19 protein-coding genes and 1 tRNA gene are annotated in these 21946 nt (G+C 67.2%); 13 read left to right on the top strand and 7 right to left on the bottom strand.

The annotated features are described in order from the left end of the window. The first annotated feature begins 32 nt into the window (after positions 1-32). Entirely contained in the window at positions 33-1196 is a 1164-nt protein-coding gene (locus AC5P6A_RS08960) for a lytic polysaccharide monooxygenase (RefSeq protein WP_019661679.1), read from the top strand. A 177-nt stretch (positions 1197-1373) separates the two neighbouring features. Then, entirely contained in the window at positions 1374-2531 is a 1158-nt protein-coding gene (locus tag AC5P6A_RS08955; RefSeq protein WP_346715006.1) for a lytic polysaccharide monooxygenase, read from the top strand. A gap of 112 nt (positions 2532-2643) precedes the next feature. Here AC5P6A_RS08955 and AC5P6A_RS08950 read toward each other — a convergent pair whose 3' ends face one another. After that, positions 2644-3393, bottom strand: a complete 750-nt coding sequence (locus AC5P6A_RS08950) for a ferredoxin--NADP reductase (RefSeq protein WP_019661680.1) — start codon at positions 3391-3393, stop codon at positions 2644-2646. Positions 3394-3477: 84 nt separating this feature from the next. Between AC5P6A_RS08950 and AC5P6A_RS08945 the strand changes: the two genes are divergently transcribed. From AC5P6A_RS08945 to AC5P6A_RS08930, 4 genes are all read left to right on the top strand, one after another. After that, complete coding sequence (locus AC5P6A_RS08945; RefSeq protein ID WP_019661681.1) at positions 3478-4446, top strand: ABC transporter ATP-binding protein; 969 nt, start codon at positions 3478-3480, stop codon at positions 4444-4446. Beyond that, positions 4443-5234, top strand: coding sequence for an ABC transporter permease (locus tag AC5P6A_RS08940; RefSeq protein WP_005411568.1), 792 nt, complete (start codon positions 4443-4445; stop codon positions 5232-5234). Before AC5P6A_RS08945 ends, AC5P6A_RS08940 begins: the two co-directional genes overlap by 4 nt. A gap of 381 nt (positions 5235-5615) precedes the next feature. Beyond that, complete coding sequence (gene panE, locus AC5P6A_RS08935; RefSeq protein WP_180876372.1) at positions 5616-6554, top strand: 2-dehydropantoate 2-reductase; 939 nt, start codon at positions 5616-5618, stop codon at positions 6552-6554. Next, positions 6551-7477, top strand: coding sequence for an NAD-dependent epimerase/dehydratase family protein (locus AC5P6A_RS08930; RefSeq protein WP_138953466.1), 927 nt, complete (start codon positions 6551-6553; stop codon positions 7475-7477). The genes panE and AC5P6A_RS08930 overlap by 4 nt, the downstream gene beginning before the upstream one ends. Before the next feature lie 78 nt (positions 7478-7555). Here the strand turns inward: AC5P6A_RS08930 and AC5P6A_RS08925 are convergent, their stop codons facing one another. Further along, the gene (locus AC5P6A_RS08925; RefSeq protein ID WP_071228618.1) at positions 7556-8353 is read right to left on the bottom strand and encodes a TatD family hydrolase; all 798 of its coding nucleotides are present in this window, start codon (positions 8351-8353) and stop codon (positions 7556-7558) included. A gap of 67 nt (positions 8354-8420) precedes the next feature. Between AC5P6A_RS08925 and hrpB the strand changes: the two genes are divergently transcribed. Both hrpB and AC5P6A_RS08915 read left to right on the top strand, forming a co-directional pair. After that, on the top strand, positions 8421-10925 hold the full coding sequence (hrpB, locus tag AC5P6A_RS08920) for an ATP-dependent helicase HrpB (protein ID WP_180876369.1): 2505 nt from the start codon (positions 8421-8423) through the stop codon (positions 10923-10925). Between the two features lie 120 nt (positions 10926-11045). Continuing rightward, on the top strand, positions 11046-11435 hold the full coding sequence (locus AC5P6A_RS08915; RefSeq protein ID WP_019661686.1) for a hypothetical protein: 390 nt from the start codon (positions 11046-11048) through the stop codon (positions 11433-11435). A gap of 90 nt (positions 11436-11525) precedes the next feature. Here AC5P6A_RS08915 and AC5P6A_RS08910 read toward each other — a convergent pair whose 3' ends face one another. From AC5P6A_RS08910 to AC5P6A_RS08900, 3 genes are all read right to left on the bottom strand, one after another. Continuing rightward, positions 11526-12065: a pseudouridine synthase gene (locus AC5P6A_RS08910; protein ID WP_026347220.1), complete on the bottom strand. Its 540-nt coding sequence runs from the start codon at positions 12063-12065 to the stop codon at positions 11526-11528. Between the two features lie 88 nt (positions 12066-12153). Continuing rightward, entirely contained in the window at positions 12154-12405 is a 252-nt protein-coding gene (locus tag AC5P6A_RS08905) for a hypothetical protein (RefSeq protein ID WP_224329425.1), read from the bottom strand. 112 nt (positions 12406-12517) lie between these two features. Then, positions 12518-13375, bottom strand: coding sequence for a class I SAM-dependent methyltransferase (locus tag AC5P6A_RS08900; protein WP_346715063.1), 858 nt, complete (start codon positions 13373-13375; stop codon positions 12518-12520). A gap of 202 nt (positions 13376-13577) precedes the next feature. On the opposite strand from AC5P6A_RS08900, the gene AC5P6A_RS08895 reads away from it, so the two are divergent. The 4 genes from AC5P6A_RS08895 (at position 13578) to AC5P6A_RS08880 (ending at position 18012) form a co-directional block, all read left to right on the top strand. Beyond that, the gene (locus AC5P6A_RS08895) at positions 13578-14534 is read left to right on the top strand and encodes an aldo/keto reductase (RefSeq protein WP_346715005.1); all 957 of its coding nucleotides are present in this window, start codon (positions 13578-13580) and stop codon (positions 14532-14534) included. Between the two features lie 645 nt (positions 14535-15179). Beyond that, positions 15180-15253 (top strand) — tRNA-Gln (locus AC5P6A_RS08890). 357 nt (positions 15254-15610) lie between these two features. Beyond that, the gene (locus AC5P6A_RS08885) at positions 15611-16735 is read left to right on the top strand and encodes a slipin family protein (RefSeq protein WP_155030320.1); all 1125 of its coding nucleotides are present in this window, start codon (positions 15611-15613) and stop codon (positions 16733-16735) included. A 56-nt stretch (positions 16736-16791) separates the two neighbouring features. Then, positions 16792-18012 carry an RtcB family protein gene (locus tag AC5P6A_RS08880; RefSeq protein ID WP_019661691.1) on the top strand — a complete coding sequence of 407 codons (1221 nt, stop codon included), beginning with the start codon at positions 16792-16794 and terminating at the stop codon, positions 18010-18012. A gap of 109 nt (positions 18013-18121) precedes the next feature. On the opposite strand, the gene AC5P6A_RS08875 is transcribed toward AC5P6A_RS08880, so the two are convergent. Together AC5P6A_RS08875 and AC5P6A_RS08870 are read right to left on the bottom strand one after the other, a co-directional pair. Beyond that, a complete protein-coding gene (locus tag AC5P6A_RS08875; protein ID WP_180876363.1) occupies positions 18122-19027 on the bottom strand; it encodes an NAD(P)/FAD-dependent oxidoreductase in 906 nt (301 codons plus the stop codon). Then, complete coding sequence (locus tag AC5P6A_RS08870; RefSeq protein WP_065177851.1) at positions 19017-19472, bottom strand: Rrf2 family transcriptional regulator; 456 nt, start codon at positions 19470-19472, stop codon at positions 19017-19019. Before AC5P6A_RS08870 ends, AC5P6A_RS08875 begins: the two co-directional genes overlap by 11 nt. Positions 19473-19655: 183 nt before the next feature. Here AC5P6A_RS08870 and AC5P6A_RS08865 point away from each other — a divergent pair, with 183 nt between their 5' ends. Beyond that, entirely contained in the window at positions 19656-21776 is a 2121-nt protein-coding gene (locus tag AC5P6A_RS08865) for a methyl-accepting chemotaxis protein (protein ID WP_219633861.1), read from the top strand. Positions 21777-21946 lie beyond the last annotated feature (170 nt).

The following is a 21946-nucleotide window of genomic DNA, read 5'->3' as shown; positions in this document are numbered from 1 at the left end:
AGGTTTCCCACACCTCGCAAAGGAGTCTCTGCATGCACCTGTCCCATCGGGCAGTCTTCGCACTGTCCGTCGTCGCCGGCCTGGCCTTGTCCGGCAGCGCCTTCGCCCATGGCACCATGACCAAGCCGCTCAGCCGCGTGAAGCAGTGCCACGAGGGCAATCCGGAAAACCCGACCAACCCGGCCTGTGCCGCAGCCAAGGCCATTGGCGGCGCGCAGCCGTTCTACGACTGGAGCGCGATTGCCCACGGCAATGCCAATGGCAACCATCGCGAACTGGTGCGCGATGGCGAACTGTGCAGTGCCAGCATTCCCAAGTACCGCGGCCTTGACCTGAACCGTACCGACTGGCCGACCACACCAATCCGCGCCGACGCGCGTGGCCGCTACACCTTTGAGTTCTATGCCCCGGCCCCGCATGCCACCCGCGAGTGGAAGTTCTATGTCACCCGTGATGGCTGGCAGCCGGGCAGCCCGCTGCGCTGGGCCGACCTGCAGGAATTCTGCACACTGGGCAACGTGCCGGTGGACGGCAAGACCTACAAGCTGGACTGCCCGCTGCCCAAGCGCAGTGGCCAGCACATCATCTACAACACCTGGCAGCGTTCGGATTCGGGTGAAGCGTTCTACACCTGCATGGATGTCCGCTTCGAAGGCGGCAACGGCGTGATTCCGCCGCCGCAGTGGCAGGATGCCGGCCCGGTCACCGCCCGCGGTGCGTTGGAGGCAGGCACCACGCTGACCCTGCGCGTGTTCAATGCCAACGGCAACGATCTGGAGCGCCCGGAAGTGACCCTGGCCGCCGGCCAGACCGCTCCGGCGCAGTGGCCGATGGCGCTGGCCAGCAAGGTCAATGGCAGCGCCCAGCACGCCCGCGTCGGCGTGATGAAGAACGGCGTGATCACGCCGGTGGCGTCCGCCACCGAGAACCGTGTCTACCTGAAGCCGGGTCATCGCTTTGAACTGGAAACCCAGATTCCGGGTCCGGGCCCGGTCGATCCGCCGGGTGGCGATTTCGACTTCGTGTATCCGGCAGGCCTCGGCAGCTACAAGCCGGGCGAGACCGTGGTGAAGGGCACCGACGGCAAGCTGTACGCCTGCCGCCCGTTCCCGGAAGGTGCGTGGTGCAACATCAACGCCGATGCCTATCGCCCAGGCACCGGCTTTGCCTGGCGTGATGCCTGGATCGCGTACTGAACTCGACGGGGGTGGCACTTCGGTGCCACCCCTCCTGCATGACGTTTCTTGCGATGGCGGTCGCATGGAAAAAGACGACGGGTTCCCAGCCTCGGTTTTTTAGGAACCGTTGAATGGAGGACGCTCTTTGCTGCGTGGAAACTCGGCGGGTCTTCCACGCGTCAAAGGACGTCATCGATGCAAGCCCACCTACTTGCAGCAGTTGCTGCCTCCCTGTGCGCAGCTCTCTTCGCCTCACAGGAGGCCCAGGCCCACGGCACCCTTTCCAAGCCGATCAGCCGCATCTACGCCTGCCGCCAGGCCAACCCCGAGAATCCGACCAATGCGGCCTGTGCGGCAGCCAAGGCCATCGGTGGCGCGCAGCCCTTCTACGACTGGGCCGGCATCAACCAGGCCGAGGCTGACGGCAACCATCGCCAGGTCGTGCCTGATGGCGAACTGTGCAGCGGCGGCACTGCAAAGTACCGCGGCATGAACCTCAATCGCACGGACTGGTCGACCAGCCCGATCCGCGCCGATGCCCGCGGCCGCTACACCTTCGAGTACCTCGCATCGGCTCCGCACAAGACCCGCGACTGGGTCTTCTATGTAACCCGCGAAGGCTGGCAACCGGGCAGCCCGCTGCGTTGGGACGATCTGGAGCAGTTCTGCTCGCTGGGTCACGTGGACGAGGACGCCAACGGCATCTACCGACTCGATTGCCCACTGCCCAAGCGTACTGGCCAGCACATCATCTACAACACCTGGCAACGCTCGGATTCGAAGGAAGCGTTCTATACCTGTGCCGACGTACGTTTCGAAGGCGGTGACATCATTCCGCCACCAGAATGGGAGGACGCTGGGGCGATCACCGCGCGGGGTGACCTGGAGACCGGTACCACCCTGACCCTGCGCGTGTTCAACGCCAACGGCAATGACCTGGAAAGCCCGAAGATCACCCTCGCCACCGGGCAGACCTCCGCCACGCAATGGCCGCTGGCGCTGGGCCACAGGGTCAACGCTTCTGCCCAGCATGTCCGGGTGGGCGTGCTGAAGAATGGAATCATCACACCCATCGCCTCGGCCACCGAGAACCGCGTCTACCTGAAGCCGGGCCATCGCTTCCAGCTCGACACGCAACTGCCGGATCCGGTCGATCCGCCACCGGGCGACTATGACTTCGTGTATCCGGACGGTATCGGCAGCTACACGCCGGGCGAAACCGTGGTCAAGGGCGCCGACGGCAAACTCTACGCCTGCCGCCCGTTCCCGGAGGGCGCGTGGTGCAATGTCAATGCCGAACCCTACCGCCCGGGCACCGGCTCTGCCTGGCGTGACGCCTGGATCGCGTACTGAGGCCGGGCACCGGGGCGGCGTGATGCCGCCTCCGATTTGCGGGATTGCCGGCCAGCGGCCGGCATTACCAGCGTTCGTGGGGTTGCCGGCCAGCGGCCGGCACTACCCTGGCTTACTTGCTGCTGACGTACTTCTCGCGGCGGATCTGCGGGTTGCCCAGGCCGGCGGCCTTCAGCAGTTCGGCGCAGGCATCGACCATGTCCGGGTTGCCGCACAGGTAGGCGATGTCGGTGGCCGGGTCCGGCGTGAAACCGGCCAGCGCCTGCTGCACGTAGCCGTGCTGTACATCCGGGTGCGGTTCGGCCGGCAATTCGCGCGACAGGCACGGAACATAGCGGAAGTTCGCGTGCTTTTCGGCGAAGCTGTAGAAATCTTCGCTGTACAGCAGCTCGCCCGGGCTGCGCGCGCCCTGCAGCAGCACGATCTGCACATCGCGTTCGGCCATGGCCTTTTCCAGCAGCGGCAGCATGGAACGGTACGGGGTAACGCCGGTACCGGTGGCGATCAGCAGGTAACGGGCGTTGTGGTCACCGGGATTCAGGCAGAACCGGCCATAGGGGCCGGACGCACTGATCTGGCCGCCCGGCTCCAGTGCCTCGAACAGGGCCGTGGCAGCACCACCGGGCACGAAACTGACCGCGATATCCACCGCCTCGCCCGGGCCCAGCGCATGGTCGTGGATGGTCGCCAGCGAGTAGCTGCGCTTGGTTTCGGTGCCGTCGGCGTAGCTGAAATGGACCTGGATGAACTGGCCGGGCTGGAAATCCAGTGGCTGTCCATCATCACGCACGAACTGGTAGTGGCCGACGGTCGGGGCCAGCATGCGGCAGCCGACCAGCTTGAGGGGGAATTGAACAGGCACGACTTTTCGGGACAGTGTGTAGCCGGGGCAAGCCCTCGGGGTCTTCTATAATAGCCCCTCCCCGCCCCTCTCCAGCGCCAGCCCATGGGCGCGAAGGCTTCGAGCTTGGCATCCCAGAACGATACGGCGCCCGCCCTGCGCGTGCGCGACCTGCGCAAGACCTACGACAACGGCACCCAGGCCCTGAAGGGCGTTTCCCTGGAAGTGGCCCCGGGCGACTTCTTCGCCCTGCTCGGCCCCAACGGGGCCGGCAAGTCGACCCTGATCGGCATCATCAGCTCCCTGGTCAACCTCAGCGAGGGCCAGGTGGAGGTGTTCGGCAGCGACCTGGTGCGCAACCGCAGCGCGACCATGCGCCTGATCGGGCTGGTGCCTCAGGAAATCAACTTCAACCTGTTCGAGAAGCCCTTCGACATCCTGGTGAACTACGCCGGCTTCTATGGCGTGCCGCGCGAGGAAGCCGAGCAGCGCGCCGAAGAGGAACTGAAGCGCGCGCACCTGTGGGAAAAGGCACAGGTGATGAGCCGCACGCTGTCCGGCGGCATGAAGCGCCGGCTGATGATCGCCCGCGCGATGATGACCCGCCCGCGCCTGCTGATCCTGGACGAACCGACCGCCGGCGTGGACATCGAGATCCGCCGCGACATGTGGCGCGTGCTGAAGGAGATCAACGGTGCCGGCACCACGATCATCCTCACCACGCACTACCTGGAAGAGGCCGAGTACCTGTGCCGCCACCTGGCGATCATCAACCATGGCCAGATCGTCGAACAGGGGCCGATGCGCACCCTGCTGGCCAAGCTGGACGTGGAAGGCTTCCTGCTGGACATCGACGGTGACCTGCCGGCGCAGCTGCCGGTGATCGAGGGCGCGACGCTGACCGCCCCGGACCCGCACACGCTGGACATCGATATGCCACGCGCGATGGACCTCAACCGCGTGTTTGCGACGCTCAACGCGTCCGGTATCCGCGTGCGTTCGATGCGTACCAAGAGCAACCGCCTGGAGGAGCTGTTCGTGCGCCTCACCGGCAACATGGAGAAGCCCGCATGAGCACCACCGAGCTGACCGACGGCCAGCGCAACCGCATCGCGCTGATGACCATCGTGCGCCGCGAAGTCGCCCGCATCATGCGCATCTGGGGCCAGACCCTGGTGCCGCCGGCGATCACCATGACCCTGTACTTCCTCATCTTCGGCAACCTGATCGGGTCGCGCGTGGGTGACATGGGCGGCTACACCTACATGCAGTTCATCGTGCCGGGCCTGGTGATGATGAGCGTGATCCAGAACAGCTACGGCAACATCAGCTCCTCGTTTTTCGGCGCCAAATTCGGCCGCCACGTCGAAGAGCTGCTGGTCAGCCCGATGCCGAACTGGGTGATCCTGTGGGGCTATGTGGCTGGCGCGGTGCTGCGCGGCCTGATGGTGGGCGTGATCGTGCTGATCATCGCGATGTTCTTCACCCCGGTGCGCATCCCGCACCCGCTGGTGATGCTGACCACGGTGATCCTGGGCGCGACGATCTTCTCGCTGGCCGGATTCATCAATGCGGTGTATGCGAAGAAGTTCGATGACGTGGCGATCGTGCCGACCTTCATCCTGACCCCGCTGACCTACCTGGGTGGCGTGTTCTATTCGGTGAAGCTGCTGCCGGGCTGGGCCGAAGCGGCCACGCACGCGAACCCGATCTTCTACATGGTCAACGCGTTCCGCTATGGCCTGCTGGGTAGCAGCGATGTGCCGCTGCCGGTGGCCTACGGCCTGATGATCGGTTTCGTGGTGGTGCTGACGGCGCTGGCGCTGTGGCTGCTGCGCCGTGGCGTGGGCATGCGCAGCTGAGTTTTGCCTGCAGGGCCTGCGGCCCTGCACCCGCTGAATCAACGTCAACTTCAACGGCAAAAGCTGACTATCCGGGGGATGGCGGGGTGGGTCCGGTTGCGGGGGACGCCGTGAATCCGTCCATGGAGGCTCGGTCGCGCCATCCATGGCGCTCACGCCCCCGCAACCGGACCCACCCCGCCTTCGACAAATTCCTGCGATCTGCCGGGGAGCCGTTCTGCGCTGCTGTTGGTAGGTGTCGACCTTGGTCGACACGATGGATCCAAGCCATGCGCGGATGAAGCGATCTCTGTAGAGCCAAGCCGATGCTCGGCTCTTTTTTTGCCCGCAATCTCCGGCACAATCGCAGATCTGATTCCCCCAGAAAGCGGTGAACGTGCAATGCGCATCCTGATCCTCGGCGCCGGCGGTACCGGCGGTTACTTCGGTGGCCGCCTGGCCCAGGCCGGCGTGGACGTGACCTTCCTCGTGCGCCCCGCGCGCGCCGCGCAGCTGGACCATGATGGCCTGGTCATCCGCAGCCCACTGGGTGATGCGCGTTTCCCGGTTCAGCACGTCACTGCTGATGCACTGCCCGCACTGGCCGCGCAGAAGCCCTTCGACCTGGTCATCCTCAGCTGCAAGGCCTACGACCTGGACAGTTCGATCGATGCCATCGCCCCGGCAGTCGGCGCGAACACCACCGTGCTGCCGATCCTCAATGGCCTGCACCACTACAACGCGCTGGACCTGCGCTTCGGCCGCGACGCGGTACTCGGCGGCCTGTGCTTCATCAGCGCCACCAAGGCGCCCGATGGCGCGGTGCTGCATCTGGGCAAGCCGGCCAAGCTCACCTTCGGCGAGCGCGACGGCGGAGCAATCTCCGCACGCGTGCGCGCCTTCGCTGCCGCCTGCGCACAGGCCAATCTTGATCACCTGGCCAGCGAGCGCATCGGCCAGGAGCAATGGATCAAGTACACCTTCCTGACCGCGCTGGCCGCCGCTACCTGCCTGCTGCGTGCGGATATCGGCACCATCGTCGCCACCGATGATGGCGAGGCGATCGTACGTGGCCTTTACGACGAGTGCCTGGCCGTCGCCGAAGCCGCCGGTGAACCGGTTCCGGAGGCAGCGCAGGACACCGCGCGCGGCACGCTGACCCAGGCCGGCTCGGCGTTGAAGGCCTCGATGCTGCGCGATCTGGAGGCCGGCCAGCAGGTGGAAGCGGAACAGATTGTCGGCGACATGCTGGCGCGTGCGCGAAGGGCCGATCAGGAGGCCCTGCTGCTGCAGGTTGCCTACAGCAGCCTGCAGGCCTACCAGGCACTGCGGGTCGCGTGACTCCCGCATTGCAGGCCAGCCCGTTGCCCGCGCGGGTACTGATTCTCGGGCTGGGCTGGAGCGGACGCGTGCTGGCCGCGCAGCTGCAGGCGCGGGGCGTAGCCGTGTCCGGCACGGTGCGCGACCCGTCTGCGGCACCGCACGATGGCCTGCTGCGACACCCGCTTCGAGCTGACACCGCACCGTCACCTGCCCTGCTCGAAGAGATCGCGCAGGCCGATGCCGTGCTGTGCAGCGTGCCGCCGGATGCTGAAGGGGACCCGGCACTGCGCCTGCTGCTGCCCGCGCTGCAGGCCAGCCCGGCATTGCGCTGGGTCGGCTATCTGTCGTCGACCTCGGTGTATGCCGACCGCGCCGGCGGTTGGATCGACGAGCGCAGCGCGGCCGACGCCACTGAAACGGCTGGCGTGCAGCGCCTGCTCGCGGAAGCACAGTGGCGTGCACTGGCCGGACAACGCGGCATCGCCTCGGCGGTGTTCCGCCTGCCCGGCCTGTACGGGCCGGGTCGCAATGCGCTGGTGCAGTTGGCGCAGGGGCGTGCACGCCACGTGGTTCGCCCGGGCCAGGTGTTCAACCGACTGCACGTGGATGACCTGGCAACCGTCATCATCGCCGCAATGCGGCGCCCGGCCCGGCAGGGTCTCTACCTGCCCAGCGACGACGAGCCTGCACCGCCGCAGGATGTGCTGGCCTTCGCCGCGAAGCTGGGCGGGTTTGCGCTGCCGCCCGCCGTGGCCTGGGATGACCCGGCACTGAGCCCGACGCTGCGGCGCTTCTACGAGAGCAACAAGCGCATCGACAGCCGTGGCACGCGTGAAGCGCTGGGGTGGGCGCCACGGTTTCCGACGTATCGGGAAGGGCTGACGGACCTTGCCGCTTCGCTCGCCGGGCATGGCACGGCGCTACCGGACAGCGCTTTGTAGAGCCGAGCCCATGCTCGGCTGCTCTTTGCGTCTTTCGCGCTGCGCGCGATAAGCCGAGCATGGGCTCGGCTCTACGGATCAACCGGCGTCGGGCAGGCGGAAGAACGCGCGCGTCGCCGCAGTCGCATTGGCCGCCGTCACTGCAACGTCCTCGCCACGGTCACGTGCCAGTTCTTCCACGATATGCGAAAGGAACATCGGTTCGTTGCGGCGGTCCTTCGGCATCGGCTTCAGCGTGCGCGGCAGCAGGTACGGTGCGTCGGTCTCGATCATCAGGCGGTTGGCCGGGATGTTCTTCACCAGTTCGCGCAGGTGCGCGCCACGGCGCTCGTCGCACAGCCAACCGGTGATGCCGATGTACCAGTCCTGGTCCAGGTAATCGAACAGTTCATCGCGTTCGCCGGTGAAGCAATGCACCACCGCCGGGCCGATGCGACCTTCGAAGTTCTTCATCTGTGCCATGAAGTCGGCATGCGCATCACGCTGGTGCAGGAACAGCGGCTTGCCATTGTCCGCAGCCAGCTGCAGCTGGCGCTCGAACGCGCGGTGCTGCGCCGGGCGCGGCGAGAAGTCACGGAAGTAGTCCAGCCCGCACTCCCCCACCGCCACCACTTCCGGATGCGCGTGCAGCGCGCGCATCTCGGCATCGCATTCCTCGGTGTATTCCACCGCGTGGTGCGGGTGCACGCCGGCGGTGGCGTATAGGAAACCGGGGTGCTGCTGGGCCAGCTGCACCGCCAACGGCGAGTGCTCGCGGCTGGCGCCGGTGATGACCATCTGCACCACGCCGGCCTGGCGCGCGCGGTCCAGCACGGCATCGCGGTCGCGGTCGAAGGAGTCGTGGGTCAGGTTGGCGCCGATATCGATCAGGTGCATGGTCATCGCGGGGGAAAAGTGCCCGCGCATTGTACCTGCGCCCGCCGTGGCCCCTTATCCTTTGCCCATGAATGCCCCGCTCTTCCCGATTTCCCCGCTGCTGCCGCAGATCCAGCAGCACCTGGCCGTGCAGCCACGGCTGGTGCTGGAAGCCCCGCCCGGCGCCGGCAAGACCACCCAGGTACCACTGGCCCTGCTCGATGCACCGTGGTTGCAGGGCCGGAAAATCATCCTGCTGGAGCCGCGCCGGGTCGCCGCACGCAGCGCCGCGCTGTTCATGGCACGGCAGCTGGGCGAGGAGGTCGGTGGCACGGTCGGCTACCGTATCCGCTTCGAGAACAAGGTTTCGGCGCGTACGCGCATTGAAGTCGTCACCGAAGGCATCCTGACCCGCATGCTGCAGGACGACCCGATGCTGGAAGAGGTCGGTGCGATCCTGTTCGACGAATTCCACGAGCGCCATCTCAGCGGTGACCTCGGCCTGGCGCTGGCGCTGGACGTGCAGGCGCAGCTGCGCGATGGCCTGCGCCTGGTAGTGATGTCGGCCACGCTGGATGGCGAGCGCCTGGCACGCTTCCTCGATGCGCCGCGGCTGAGCAGCGAGGGCCGCAGCTACCCGGTGACGGTCAGCCATTTCCCGGCGCGCCGCGATGAGACGCTGGAACTGCAGGTGCGCCGCGCTGTGCAGCAGGCGCTGGCCGAACACCCCGGTGACCTGCTGGTGTTCCTGCCCGGCCAGCGCGAGATCGCGCGGGTGCAGGCTGGCCTGCAGGAGTCACTCGATGGCAACGTCGAGGTGCTGGCGCTGCATGGCGAGCTGCCGGTGGAACAACAGGCGCGCGTGCTGCAGATGGCCAGCGATGGCCGCCGTCGCGTGGTGCTGGCGACCAACGTGGCCGAGTCGTCGGTGACCCTGCCCGGCGTGCGCGTGGTGATCGACAGCGGCCAGGCGCGCGAACCGCGCTACGACCCCAACAGCGGCTTCACCCGGCTGGACGTGGTGTCCATCGCCCAGGCGTCGGCCGACCAGCGCGCCGGTCGCGCCGGTCGCGTGGCCGAAGGCGTGGCCTGGCGGCTGTGGCCGCAGTCGCAGCGATTGGAGCCGCAGCGCCGTGCCGAGATCGACCAGGTGGAACTGGCCGGACTGGCGCTGGAACTGGCGGCCTGGGGCAGCAGCGATCTGCGCTTCCTCGATCCGCCCCCGGCGGGTCCGATGGGCGCGGCGCGCGAACTGCTGCAGCGGCTCGGCGCCCTGTCCAGCAGTGGCGCGATCACCGAACTGGGCCGGCGTGTGCTGGCGCTGGGCACGCATCCACGGATGGCGGCGATGCTGCTGGCAGCGCCCGATGCCCGCGCCCAGGCGCTGGCTGCCGACCTGGCCGCGCTGCTGGAGGCGCGCGACCCGTTGCGCCAGGGCGGCGACGCGCTGGCGAGCCGCTGGCGCGCACTGGCTGCGTTCCGCAATGGCCGCATACCGGGCGATGCCAACCGCAGCGGGCTGGCTGCCATCGATGCCGCCGCCAGGCAGTGGCGTCGCCGCCTGCGCTGCGAGGCTACGCCGCCGGCCAGCATCGAGGCGCACGAACTGGGTGATCTGCTCGCGCACGCCTTCCCAGACCGGATTGGCGTCCAGCATCCCAGCGATCCATTGCGCTACCTCCTGGCCAATGGCCGCAGCGCGCGCCTGCACGAGCTGAGCGACTTGCGCGGCGAGCCGTGGCTGGTGGCCAGCGAACTGCGCTTCGAAGCGCGCGATGCGTTGTTGCTGCGTGCCGCACCGGTCGATGAAAGTGCTCTGCGCCATGCGTGGCCGGAGCGCTTCGTCACCGAAGACGTGGTGCGCTGGGACAGCGAGCGCCGCGCCCTGGTGGCCCTGCGCGAGACCCGTTTCGACCGGATCGTGTTGGACAGCCGCTCGGCCGGCCGGGTCGATCCGCAGCACGCCGCGCAGGCGCTGACCGATGCGGTGGCCGAGCTCGGCCTGCAGGCGCTGCCGTGGACCGAAGGCCTGCGCCAGTGGCAGGCACGGGTGGAATCGCTGCGCCGCTGGATGCCCGAGCTCGGCCTGCCCGACTGCAGCGACGACGCCCTGCTGGCCAACCGCGCGCAGTGGTTGCAGCCAGCGTTCGCCGGCAAGAGCCGTCTGGATGCGCTGGATGAAGCCAGCTTCGGCGAAGCGCTGAAATCGCCACTGGAGTGGCCACAACGGCAGCTGGTCGAGCGTCATGCGCCGACCCGCATCACCGTGCCGTCCGGACTGGAGCGGCCGATCACCTATGCGCTGGACAGCGAGAGCGGCGACCCGCTGCCGCCGGTGCTGGCGGTGAAGCTGCAGGAACTGTTCGGCCTGGCCGACACGCCGCGCATCGCCGATGGCCGCGTGCCGCTGACCCTGCACCTGCTCTCCCCCGGCGGCCGCCCGCTGCAGGTCACCCAGGACCTGCGCAACTTCTGGGAAAGCACCTACGCCGAGGTGAAAAAGGAAATGAAGGGCCGTTACCCGCGCCATCCGTGGCCGGATGACCCGTGGACGGCCACGGCCACGCATCGGGCCAAGCCGCGCGGGACGTAGCCGGACCCTGCCTGATCCTGAATGGCTGCGGTAAAGTCACACCGCGTGCCACCTCGACTGACATACCGTTTACGGGCAACACGCGACACTGGACTTCGACCCGAGGCAAAGGACCCCCGCATGAGCAAGCTGACCGTAATCACCGACCGCGCTCTGGAGCGCGCCCTGGACCTGGCCCACAGCGCCGGCGACGGCCTGAAGAGTGCCGGTGGCAGCCTGCGCCACCTTGGGCCGCAGGCCAGTGACTGGATCAAGACCGGCGCGGCGCTGGGTGCCGTCAAGACCGGTGGCAAGGTGGCCACCAAGTTCGCCCGGCGCAACCCGGCGGTGACCATTGCCGCCGCTGCGGTGGGTGTCGGCCTGCTCGGCTATGCGCTGTACCGCAAGCAGCAGAAGAAGAAGGCCGCCAACGGCCACGTGGTGAATGGCCAGGCGCAGCGCATCAATGCGCGTGACCGCCGCAACGACACCGTGGTGGACGAGCACAGCGATATCGGCAGCGACGCCTGAGTCTGCCGGGGTCGGCTTCCTTCCGCAGGAACTGAGCCCATCAGCCCGCTATGAGGGCCGGATACCGTAGGGTATCCGGCCCTTCCTGTTTCAGCCGATCTGCCGCCACTGCCCCGGCTGCAGGTCGTCCAGGCGGTAGGGTCCCATCGACACGCGGACCAGCCGCAGCGTCGGCAGGTTCACCGCCGCGGTCATCCGCCGCACCTGGCGGTTGCGGCCCTCGCGGATCGTGATCGCCAGCCAACTGTCGGGCACGGTCTTGCGGAAGCGCACCGGCGGATCGCGTGTCCACAGCGACGGCGCCGGATCGAGGCGCTCGATCTTCGCCGGCAGGGTCGGTCCGTCATTCAGCTCCACCCCATCGCGCAGCCGTTGCAGCTGCTCATCGCTGGGCGTGCCTTCCACCTGCACCCAGTAGGTCTTGTCGGCCTTATGCCTGGGGTCGGTCAGCTTGTGCGCCAGCGTACCGTTATCCGTCAGCAGCAGCAGGCCTTCGCTGTCATGGTCCAGGCGACCGGCGGCATACACGCGCGGCGGCAGGCCGAACCCGGCCAGCGTCGGCCGCGGCGGTACGCTGCGGTCGGTGAACTGGCAGAGCACGTTGAAGGGCTTGTTGAAGGCGATCAGCATTGCGGGCACGGCGGGCGGCAGATGGCGCATTGTCCCACGCCGCGCTGCTCGCTCGCCGGGCACCGCTTTGGCCGAGGCTGCGGCGGGATCAGCCGAAGACCTTCCACTCCAGCAGGAACGAACCCAACACCAGTGCGATGCCGCACGCCGCGATGACATTGGCCCGGCGCCGCAGGCGGACCGGTGGCGGATTCATGGCACGCGCACGTTCCTCCAGCAGCGCACCGGCGAACAGTACGGCAAACCCCACCGTCGCCACCAGGTCGTAGGCATGGCCACCGTAGAACACGAAATCAATCAGCCGCGCCAGCACCAGCACGGCCACGGCGATGTAGAACACTTTCTTCAACAGTCCACTCCATGGATGGTAGCGCCGGGCCATGCCCGGCGGATGCACATTGCGTCGATTGCCACGCCGCTGCGCTCGCCGGGCGTGGCCCGGCCCTGCCGATTTACGGCTTGATGAAGCGCAGGGTCATGCGGTCGCTTTCACCGATCGCCTGGTACTTCGCATCATCGGCCTTGTCGTGCTGGTTGGTCGGCGGCAGCGTCCACACGCCGTTCGGGTGGTCCTTGGTGTCGCGCGGGTTGGCGTTGACCTCGCTGCGTGCATCCAGCTTGAAACCAGCCGCCTCGGCCATCGCGATCACCTGCTGCTGGCCGACATAGCCGGTGTCATCATCGTCGGCTACGTCGGCCTTGGCACGATGCTCGACTACGCCCAGCACGCCGCCCGGCTTGAGCACGTTGAAGAAGCCCTGGAACATGCCCTGCGCCTGGCCGGCCTTGCGCCAGTTGTGCACGTTGCGGAAGGTCAGCACCACATCGGCTGAATTGGCCGGGCCGAACACCGGCTTGGCCGGATCGTAGGCGACCACGGCAGTCTTGCCGAACTGTGCCGGCGCACCGGCGTACTTCTTCTCCAGGCTGTCGCGGCTGCGCTGCTGGTAGTCACGGCCGCGGCCTTCGGGCACCGCCATCGGATCGACCACCGCAGCAACGTAGTGGCCCTTGTCGTGCAACAGCGGCGCCAGGATCTCCGAGTACCAGCCGTTGCCGGGGGTGATCTCGATGACGGTCTTTTCCGGTGCCACCTTGAAGAACGACAGCGTCTGCGCCGGATGACGGAAGCCATCGCGCTTGACGTTGTTGGCATCACGGGTCGACGCCTTCACCGCCGCATCGATGGCCGGTGAGACCTGGATCTTCGCCGGCGCCACCGTGGACGGTGCGGCGAACGCGGGAACGGCGGCAAGCAGGGCCGAAGCAAGCAGCAGGCGGTAACCACGCAGGGACGAAGCAGGCAGCAGGCGGTAACCACGCAGGGACGAAGCAGGCATCATCGGGACGACTCCAGCGGAAGATGCGGCGAGACTAGCAGTCACAGCGTCCCAGGTGTTCACAAAACGTTAGCTGCGTGCGCGCCGCGGAACACTGTTTTGTGGTCGTCGCCGCAGCACGGTCACACATCGCGTTCTATTCTGGAGCACTTCCCCCAAGGAGTCCGTGCCCATGACGGCAACCCGCGAACTGGGCCGTTCCGGCCTGCATGTACGTCCGCTCGCCTTCGGTGGCAACGTGTTCGGCTGGAGCGCCGATGAGAAGGCCAGCTTCGCCCTGCTCGATGCCTTCGTCGACGCCGGCTTCAACCTGGTCGACACCGCCGATGTGTATTCGGCCTGGGTGCCGGGCAACGCCGGCGGCGAATCGGAAACGCTGATCGGCAAGTGGTTCGCGCGCAGCGGCAAGCGCGACAAGGTGGTGCTGGCGACCAAGGTGGCCAAGTGGGCCGAACGCCCCGGCCTGACCCCGGACAACATCAATTCGGCGGTCGAGGATTCGCTGCGCCGCCTGCAGACCGACGTGATCGATCTGTACCAGGCCCACGAGGATGACGAGTCGACGCCGCTGGAAGCGACCCTGGCTGCGTTCGGCCGGTTGATCGAAGCTGGCAAGGTGCGTGCGATCGGTGCTTCCAACTACAGCGCCACGCGCCTGGCCGATGCGCTGAAGGTGTCCACCGACTACAGGCTGCCGCGTTACGAAACGCTGCAGCCGGAGTACAACCTGTATGACCGCGCCGGCTACGAAAAGGAACTGGAACCGCTGGTGCAGCGCGAACAGATCGGCGTGATCGGCTACTACGCGCTGGCCAGCGGCTTCCTCAGCGGCAAGTACCGCACGCCGGCCGATGCAGCCAAGAGCCCGGCGCGTGGCGAAACGGTGGTGAAGCGCTATCTGAATCCGCGCGGCCTGCGCATCCTGCAGGCACTGGATGACGTGGCCAGCAAGCACGGCGCCAGCGCCGCACAGATCGCGCTGGCGTGGCAGATCGCGCGGCCGTCGATCACTGCGCCGATCGTCAGCGCCACCAGCGTCGAACAGCTGCACGATCTGCTGGCAGCGGCCAACCTGTCGTTGAGCGTGCAGGATGTCGCGCAGCTGGATGCCGCCAGCGCGGAAGCCTGAGTTGTAGTGCCGGCCGCTGGCCGGCATTGCACAACAGCGAAGAAAATAATTGAACAAAATGGTTGCGCGCGACTAAATCGTGGTTTATCGTGCGCACCTCGTTTCAACAACCACTGGAAAACTCCCTTGAACGCGCACTCCGTCGCCACCGCCAAACTACTGCCATGCCTGCGCATGGACGTGCTGGCGCGCGCGTTCGGCAAGGAAGACCAGCTGACAACGGCCTGATACCCGCCCTGCGGAGATCGGCCACCCCGATCTCCGAGGCCTGACGACGCCCTCGGAACGCAAGTCCCGGGGGCGTTTTCGTTTGCGTCGGCACAAGGACCCGCGATGCCAGAACTGCACCCCGCGCGGCAACCCGCCGCTCACTGACCCAGGTTTTTCCCGCCCCGCCGAAGGATTTACTTCGCGCGACCGGCAGCGCCTGGACATTATCTGCATCGCACCCAAACATTATCGCTCGCCGATAATGTCGGCGGCCTGCACCCTCGATTCTCCAACGGTCCCGTTTCCACCACGGGCTGGTGCGCGCGGCGTTGCCGTGGCGTATGCCGGAGGTCGCGGACATGCCATCGCCTGGATCGCCTGCTGGAGGCAGGCGCCGGTTCGCCGGTACGCGGTTCGATTCCGCGCGGTCCCCAACTGGATAGCTCAGCTTGGTCAGAGCAACGGATCCTGATTCCGTCTGTCGTGGGTTCGATTCCCACTCCAAACCACATGACCTGTCACGTCATGACTTGAAGCAACACCCGGGGCGCAAGCCCCAGCGGCCATCGTCGCCATCCACGGACATCGCCTTCGGGCAGGAACGTGGAAGGCAACGGAGCGCACGCCGGGCTCCGGCCCGCCGCCACTGCCAGCCACGTTCCGCACCGGTGCTGCCTGCCGGGAACGACGATGGCAGCACTGCCGGTGCACCGAAGGCTCCGCGCGCGGACCGTCCGCCGATGGCCGCCCTCTTCCGCCGCCTGCACGTGGTGTGCAGGCAGCCTCGCCACGACCGAATCGACCCGGGTCATGGCGATTCATCCGCAACGGGTCGAACCACCAGAGCCATACAAGGAGAGACTCCCATGTTCTGGACCATCAAGGTCGTGATCGGCGACGGCGAGCGCGGCCTGGTGTATCGCAACCGTCGTTTCCAGCAGATCCTGCTGCCGGGCGTGCACCGCCTGTCGCCGTTCGGCGGCCGGCCGCACGTGGACCTCCACAACGCATCGAAGGGCGCGGCCTACACCGGCAGCGACCAGGACAGCCTGATCGAAGCGCTGGGCGCACAGCTGGACACGCACTTCGTGCTGGCCAACGTCGGCGCCGGCGAAGTCGGTCTGTTGCTGCGCAACGGCCGCATCGACGAGGTCCTGCCGCCGGGCAGCCGCCGTCTGTACTGGCGCGGTTCGGTCGACACCCAGGTACGCGTGATGGCGCTGGGTGACGAGCCGCGCATCCCGCTGGACGTGCAGCAGCGCCTGGGCCAGCTGGGCGTGCTGCCGCGTGTGGCGGTGATCAGCACCGTGCCGAGCGAGTCGGTGGGCCTGCTGTTCATCGATGGCACGCTGCGGCAGACGCTGGACGCCGGCCTGCACGCGTTCTGGAACTTCAACGGCAACGTGTCGGTGGAGCGTGTGGAACTGCGTGCACGTTCACTGGACGTGTCCGGCCAGGAGCTGCTCAGCCGCGACAAGGTGACCCTGCGGGTGAACCTGGCCGCGACCGTGCAGGTAGTCGACCCGGTGCGTGCACACCGCACGCTGAGCAATGCCGATGAGTTCATCTATCGGCAGCTGCAGTTCGGCCTGCGCCAGGCGATTGCCGCGCGCAGCCTGGACGAGCTGCTGGGCGACAAGGCGGCGCTGGACGGCGAGATCGCCTCACATGTGCAGGCGGCAATCGAGGGCCACGGCGTGCGGTTGCTCGGCGTCGGCATCAAGGACGTGATCCTGCCGGGCGAGATGAAGGAGATCCTCAACGGCGTGGTGCTGGCCGAGAAGCAGGCCCAGGCCAGCGTGATCCGTCGCCGCGAGGAGGCCAACGCCACGCGATCACAGCTCAACACCGCAAAGCTGATCGAGGACAACCCGGTGCTGATGCGCTTGAAGGAGCTGGAGGCACTGGAGAAGGTCACCGAGAAGATCGACACGCTCACCGTGTTCGGCGGCCTGGATGGCGTGCTGAAGCAGCTGGTGACGATCAGGTAGGGGGTAGCGGCGGCGCAGGGACGCGCCGCCGGCCCATCAAGGACATACACGAAGACATGGACACTCAACACAACTATCAATGGCTGCACGTCGAGGGCACCACGCCGATCAAGGGCTGGGTCAACGGTGTGCCGCTGGAAGCGCAGGCGCATGAGCAGCTGCGCAACATCGCCGCGATCCCGTTCGTCGGGCCGTGGGTGGCCGTGATGCCGGACGTGCACCTGGGTAAGGGCGCGACCGTCGGCTCGGTGATCCCGACCCGCGGTGCGATCATCCCGGCCGCGGTCGGCGTTGACATCGGCTGCGGCATGGCGGCGGTGCGCACCACGCTGCGCGCCAACGACCTGCCCGACGACCTGCGGCAGCTGCGCAACAGCATCGAGCGCAGCATTCCGGTCGGCAACGGGCGCGGCGGCGAGCATCACCGCATGCCCGACAGCATCCACACGCGGCTGGTGCAGTCCGGGCTGGCCGACGGCCTGGAGAAGATCAAGGACAAGCACCGCAGGATCCGCACCGATAAGCTGGACCGCCAGCTGGGTACGCTGGGCGGCGGCAACCACTTCATCGAACTGTGCCTGGACGAGACGGATACGGTGTGGGTGATGCTGCACAGCGGCTCGCGCGGCACCGGCAACCTGATCGGTACCTACTTCATCGAGAAGGCGCGCGAGGAACTGGCCCGGCGCGTGCTGGGCTTCCACCTGCCGGACAAGGACCTGGCGTTCTTCATGGAAGGCGAGCCGCTGTTCGATGACTACGTCGAAGCCGTGTCGTGGGCGCAGGACTACGCCCGGCAGAACCGCGAGGCGATGATGTCGCGCGTGCTGGCCGAGATGCGCCACCGGCTGCCGAAGTTCCAGCTGGCGGCAATGGCGGTGAACTGCCACCACAACTATGTACAGAAGGAAACGCACCACGGGCAGGAGCTGCTGGTGACCCGGAAGGGGGCCGTCAGCGCTCGCGAGGGGGAGCTGGGCATCATTCCCGGCAGCATGGGCACGCGCAGCTACATCGTGCGTGGCAAAGGCAACGCGGACAGCTTCCACAGCTGCAGCCACGGTGCCGGCCGGGTGATGAGCCGTGGCGCCGCGCGCCAGCAGATCACGCTGGCCCAGCATCGCGAGGCCACCGCGCACGTGGAATGCCGCAAGGACAGCGGCGTGCTGGACGAGTCACCGGCCGCGTACAAGTCGATCGACGATGTGATGGCCGCGCAGCTGGACCTGGTCGACGTGGTGCACACCCTGCGCCAGGTGTTGTGCGTGAAGGGGTAACGGAGCGGTGCCGGCCAAGGCCGGCACCCACCGCACCCGATTGCAGTAGATCCACGCCATGCGTGGATGGAACAGCGCCGACCAAGATCGGCCTCTACCTGTGCAACGTTCAGCGCGCGATGCTGTCTTCGGCCACCAGCGCGTGGTGCACGCCGATGCCCGCGCGCACGCCTTCGGCCATGGCCAGGGTGATGTTGCCGACCGTCGTCGCATCGCCTGCGGCATACACGTTCGGCACCGAGGTCTGCTTCATCGCATCGACCTCGATCAGCACGCCCAGCGGGCTCTCGACCAACGTGCAGCCCAGCTGCTGCACCAATGGCGTGGCCATCGCCTGGGTGGCCGGCACGAACAACGCACGCTGGGCGATTCGGCGGCCGTCGGCCAGCTCCACTTCCAGCCAGGTCGGCTGGTCGCCCTGCACGCCCAGCACGGGTGACGTCTCGATCTGCACGCCGCGCTGCTGCATGGCGGCGCGTTCCTCATCCGTGATGTCCAGTCCCATGCTGAAGAACGTGACATTGCCCCAGTCGGCGAACAGCGGCGCCTTGCTGGCGGACATCGGATGACCGCCAAGCAGGCCAATGGCACCACCACCCACTTCATAGCCATGGCAGTACGGGCAATGCAGCACGGTGCTGCCCCAGCGCTCGGCCAGGCCCGGCAACGCCGGCAACTGGTCGGCAATACCGCTGGCCAGCAGCAGCTTGCGCGCGGCCAGCACCTGGCCATCGGCGGTACGCACTTCCACGCCTTCGGCGCGGGCGGTGGCCTGCACGGCTTCGGCATGCACCCAACGCACTGTGGGGTAGTCCAGCAGCTGCTGTCGCGCGGTCTTCAGCAGCTCGGCGCCACTGATGCCATCCAGCCCCAGCACCCCGTGCGAATGGCTGGCGGAACGATTGCGCGGCAAACCGGCGTCGATGACGGTGACCGGGCGGCGGGCACGGGCCAGGATCAGGCCCGCAGCAATGCCGGCATAACTGCCGCCGACGATGAGCACATCAGGATTCATGGTGACCTTCCAGGGAGCGGTGATGGGCGAGGTGGCGGGCGAAGTCGGCGCCGAGCTTGTCCAGTGTGGTCGCCCGCAGGCGCTGTTCGAGCAGGCGCTGTGCTTCGCGTGCACCCTCCAGCAAAGCGCTGTTGACCAGCTGCTGGATCGGGCAGCCGCCGCCGGAATCGCGGGCGCCGACCTGCACCAGCGGTGGTGCGCCCACAGCCAGATAGATGTCATGCAGGGTGATCGTTGCAGCATCACGGGCCAGGTGGCTGCCACCGCCATGGCCACGGGCGCTGCGAACCAGGCCCGCCCTGTGCAGCTGCGCCAGCAGACGGCGGATCACCACCGGATGGGTCGGCAGGCAGGACGCCAGCTGCTCGGAGGTGCGCGGGCCGTCCTGGCCGACCAGATGCGCCATCACGTGAAGGGCGTCGGAGAGCGGGTTCGCGGTCTTCATGTAACTACGATAGTTACATTTATATCCCCTGTCCAGGGTCCACATTTGTTCCATACGGACACATTTGTCCTATGAAACAGTTCCTTCACATCACTAAACGAAACGCTAATGTGATTTACGTCGCACTTCAGCGGGAGCTTGGCGGGTCGATACCGCAATGCCCCTTCCCGAGAGTGCTTCCCCATGAATGCGTCTGTCCGTGCTCCGCGCCTGCAGTCCAAGCTGCTCGGCGCGGTGTCTGTTGGCTTGGCCGTGGTCCTGCTGTGCGCGCTGGCTGGCCTGGCCTCCGCCTGGTTCAAGTTGTCCACCGAGGTTCCGCCCGAAGTCACACACAGCCGCGACGCCGAACGCCTGCAGCGTGAGTTCCGCGGCCAGGTGCAGGAATGGAAGAACGTGCTGCTCCGCGGCCACGACGACGCGTTGCGTCAGCGCCACCTGGACGCTTTCGACAACGAAGGCCGCCTGGTCGAACGGCTGGCCAAGGGCCTGGTGACCAGCCCGGACGCGCGCACGCGTGAACTGGCGCAGGCGTTCGTTGGCCTGCACGCGCAGCTGCAGCAGGACTATCACGCGGCGCTGCAGGCATTTGCCGCGGCCGGCTACGACCCGGCCGCCGGCGACAACCTGGTGCGCGGCAAGGATCGCGCGGTGGCGACCGCTCTGGATGCATTGAGTACGCATGCCACGCAGGTGGCCGAAGCGGCGCTGGCGGCACGTTCGCAGCAGGCCCGGCAGACCCTGCTGCTGTGCGCGGCGCTGACCGTGCTGGCCGCCGTGTTGCTGCTGATGGGCCTGGCCTGGTGGCTGCGGCGCGCAGTGGTGCAGCCGGTGCTGGCGGTGGAAGCCGCTGCGCGTGCCGTGGCCGCCGGTGATCTGCAGCACGTGGTGCAGGTGCGCAGCCGCGACGAGATCGGTCGCCTCGCGCAGGCGATGCAGGCGGTGCAGTCCACGCTGCGCGGCGTACTGGACGCACAGGCGACGATGGCGCAGGCGCATGACGCCGGCACCATCAGCCATCGCATGGAGGCCAGTGCGTTCCCGGGCGCGTTCGGCACCATGGTGGCCGACTGCAACACGCTGGTTGACGCGCACATCCAGGTGAAGATGCGCGCGATCTCGATCATGGGCCGCTATGCCGTCGGTGACCTCAGCCAGGACATGGAACGCCTGCCCGGCGAAAAGGCCGTGATCACCAACGCATTGGATACGGCCAAGGCCAATCTCGGCATGATCAACGGCGAGATCCGCCGCCTGGCCGAAGCCGCCGCCGCCGGTGACTTCAGCCAGCGTGGCGACAGCGCGCGCTTCGAGTATGACTTCCGCGTGATGGTCGACGGCCTGAACCGCCTGATGCAGACCACAGAACTGAACCTGGGCGAAGTCTCAACGATGCTGCGCGCGATCGCCGATGGCCGCCTCGGTGCACGCATGCACGGTGATTTCCAGGGTGTGTTCGCGCGTATCGCCGGCGATGCCAATACCACCGCCACGCAGCTGGCGACCATCGTCACCGACATCAAGCACGCCTCCGGCAACATCCACACCGCCGCCGCGGAGATCGCCGCCGGCAACAATGACCTGTCGCGCCGTACCGAGCAGCAGGCCGCCAATCTGGAAGAGACCGCGGCATCCATGGAAGAGCTGACCTCCACCGTGCGCCAGAACGCCGAACACGCGCGCCAGGCCAACCAGCTGGCGATCGGTGCACAGGGTGTCGCCTCACACGGTGGCAGCGTGGTCGGGCAGGTGGTGGCGACCATGGGTGCGATCGAAACGTCGTCACGGCAGATCGCCGAGATCATCAGCGTGATCGATGGCATCGCGTTCCAGACCAACATCCTGGCATTGAACGCTGCGGTGGAAGCCGCGCGTGCCGGCGAGCAGGGCCGTGGCTTCGCGGTGGTCGCCAGCGAGGTCCGCACGCTGGCGCAGCGTTCGGCGGCGGCGGCGAAGGAGATCAAGTCGCTGATCGAAGCCTCGGTGGAACAGGTGGGGCACGGTGCACAGCGCGTGCGTGAGGCCGGTGACACCATGGCCGAGATCGTGGCCTCGGTGCAGCGCGTGACCGACATCATGGCCGAGATTTCCGCCGCCTCGCAGGAACAGAGCGCGGGCATCGAGCAGGTCAGCCAGACCGTGATCCAGATGGACGGCACCACCCAGCAGAACGCTGCGCTGGTGGAGGAAGCCAGCGCCGCCGCACGCAGCCTGGAACAGCAGGCGAACCGGTTGATCGACGCGGTGGATGTGTTCGACCTGTCGACCACCGCCGCAGCGAAGGACGCGCTGATGCGCGCGGCCTGATTGATCCGGTTGCCGGCCGGCGGCCGGCACTACCGTGGAGCGCAGACAGGGGGAGTGCCGGCCGCTGGCCGGCAGCTCCCAACGCTGCATGGGTGGCGGCATGAACAGTGCGGACCAACGGTCCGCACCCACCATCACCTGCCGTCGTACACGTCGATGCAATGCACCGT

The sequence above is a fragment of the Stenotrophomonas sp. YJH_SMC_20 genome (assembly GCF_059367845.1).
Note: the sequence above shows the minus strand (reverse complement) of the source record. Positions and strands in the feature narration are given on the sequence as shown.